At 43.6% G+C, this 2,288-nt stretch carries 2 protein-coding genes and 1 pseudogene; all 3 read left to right on the top strand.

Annotation, left to right across the window (positions count from 1 at the left end; translation table 11 throughout):
- Nucleotides 1–305: pseudogene (locus ACI35L_RS07925) on the top strand (hypothetical protein); the annotation flags it as partial.
- Nucleotides 306–614: 309 nt separating this feature from the next.
- On the top strand, nucleotides 615–1,577 hold the full coding sequence (locus ACI35L_RS07920; protein WP_439802616.1) for a LacI family DNA-binding transcriptional regulator: 963 nt from the start codon (nucleotides 615–617) through the stop codon (nucleotides 1,575–1,577).
- 78 nt (nucleotides 1,578–1,655) lie between these two features.
- Nucleotides 1,656–2,156: a hypothetical protein gene (locus ACI35L_RS07915; protein ID WP_439802615.1), complete on the top strand. Its 501-nt coding sequence runs from the start codon at nucleotides 1,656–1,658 to the stop codon at nucleotides 2,154–2,156.
- The last annotated feature ends 132 nt before the right edge of the window (nucleotides 2,157–2,288 follow it).

Here is a 2,288-nt window from a genome sequence, read left to right as displayed (position 1 = left end):
CAGCAGATCAGGTAAATCCAAAGGGTTCCTCACCATTTTATTGGTCTGAAATAGGCCGGCAAGTAAGGATACGCGGGAGGATTGAAAGAATGGATGAGGCTATCAATAAGGCACACTTCTTGCATAGGGGAAAGACTGCAAGAGCCGTTGCATTGCTGGATAAACAAAGTGCGCACTTGCATGATCCTCAGCTCCTTAAAGAACTTTTAACAGAAAAGGTAAAATGGCTGGAAGATAATCATGAGGCTATTTCTCCAACTTGGACTGTCTATTCTGGCTGGCTTAAACAGACCGTAAGCATATAAGGCTTACGTTTTATCGACAGAATCATAGCTGGATGAAGAACCAGTTATGGCCTTTAACAGATTTAGTAAACTAGCATTGAGTCTGAAAACCGATTCGTTTGGAATCGGTTTTTCTCTTGTCCAAAAGTATATTATTACACCAATTATATATAATTTACAAGTTTTCACCTTTTATTTAATTCATTGTTATATAGATATATCAGAAAAAACAGATAATAGATTGCCATTAATAAATATTTAGTGATACGCTTATGTTAAAGGTAAATGCAGGTAAAAGTTTTACCTGCACCAAATGAGGTGGTATTAGGAATGGTGACGATTAAAGGGATTGCCAAGCATGTTGGTGTATCACCCGCAACCGTTTCAAGAGTGTTAAATCACGATCCATCCATCACGGTGAAGGAAGCAACAAGAGAGAAAATATTTCAGGCGGCAAAGGAGCTCGGTTATCGGACGGTTTATGAGCGCCGGGCGCTGGAACAAGAACTAACAGATAGTGAACAAGCAGAGGAAATCATCTTGATTGTGCTCGCCCTCAGTGTAGAGGAAGAGGTTAGAAATCCATTCTATTTATCTGTGCGAAAGGGAATTGAGCAGGAATTAACACGTGTGGGGAAGAAAAAGATGTATATGCTCCGTTATGAGGAGCATATGGATGTTCCTTTCCCTGTTAAAGGGGTTATCGTAATAGGTCCGGTTGCAGAAGAAGAGGCAGCTTATATGAGAGGACGGTTTGAACAGATTGTCTTTGTTAGCGGCTGTCCTGATCAAACGCGTTATGATTGTGTGGATATTGACCATGAGAGAGTCATAGAGTTTGCTGTTACTTCATTTATCACAGCAGGTTTAACCCGTATTGCCTATATGGGAAGCGACGGCTCTCATAAAAGGAGACAGTATTTTCAGGAGACGATGCAAAAGAAGGGACTGCTGGAGTCAAGGACCTATTTATGTGAGGACAGAATAGAGGCAGGATACGAGCAGATGAAGGGCATGATTGGATCTTCTCAGCTTCCGGAAGCGATATTTGCCGATGGAGACCTATTGGCTCTAGGAGTTGTACAAGCCTTGCAGGAAGAGAGGGTATCGGAAGTGTCTGTGTTATCTTTTCCTGGCCAGCATGAAGCTGCTTATTCCGAAAAACCATTAAGGGTTATTCAAATGCCTGCGGAGGAACTAGGGGAATGGGGGGCGCGATTGCTGATGGAGCGGCTTCGCGGAAAGCAGGGAAGTTCGGTCAGGATTTTACTGCCTGTCCATCACCCCGTTTAATTCAATAGTGGAATCAAAAGCTGCCACAACGGGTAAATAGTATAGCCAAACAAAAAAACAAAAAGTGGGCGGTTCAAAATGAAGAAAAAAGGACGATACTCAAAAGCCGTGCTTTGGAGCGTTGTCGCGGTTGGGCTGCTCGTTGCCGGGGGAGCAGGAATATATATGTACTTCAATCATATTAAGCCCCAGGAAGACCTGAAGGCCCAATTGGAGAAAGACCCTCCAACAGGTGTGACAGATGATCTTGCTGCCATGATTGCGGATACCCATGAGCAGTACAATAATCTTACCGGCTATGGCAATATTGATGGGTTGGACCAGGACAAAGCGATCACACTCTCTAAACGAGTGTTTAAGGAATCAGGAGAGGCACTTAAGAAAGGCATTGTCGACAAACAGCTTGAAGACGATATGAAGACGATTCATCAGCTGGCGAAAGAAACATCGACCAATCCGGATAAGGAGCAGGTACGGCTCCTGCATCGCTATTTTCATGATTTGGACATCGCGGTCAATCGGTATAAGGAAACCGATACAGTCTTCGGTGTAACAGAAACCTTAGGGAAACCGGAATAATGCATGAAGGAAGTGCTGCAGACTATGGCTGCGGCACTTTTTTTGAATCTGGTGAGTTGATAGGCTTACCGGCAGGACCGATAGAGAATTTTCTCATGTGACTGCCCCATGGAAGACTGAGAGAATAAAGTT

Origin of the sequence: Pradoshia sp., assembly GCF_051873915.1 — a bacterium.
Classification (GTDB): Bacteria; Bacillota; Bacilli; order Bacillales; family Pradoshiaceae; genus Pradoshia.
The sequence above is the reverse complement of the archived record's forward strand: the minus strand, read 5'-3'. Positions and strand labels throughout refer to the sequence as shown.

Excerpts from the sequence above, each read along its gene's own strand:
- ACI35L_RS07920 (WP_439802616.1), top strand. The coding sequence starts at position 615 with ATGGTGACGATTAAAGGGATTGCCAAGCATGTTGGTGTATCACCCGCA.
- ACI35L_RS07915 (WP_439802615.1), top strand. The coding sequence starts at position 1,656 with ATGAAGAAAAAAGGACGATACTCAAAAGCCGTGCTTTGGAGCGTTGTC.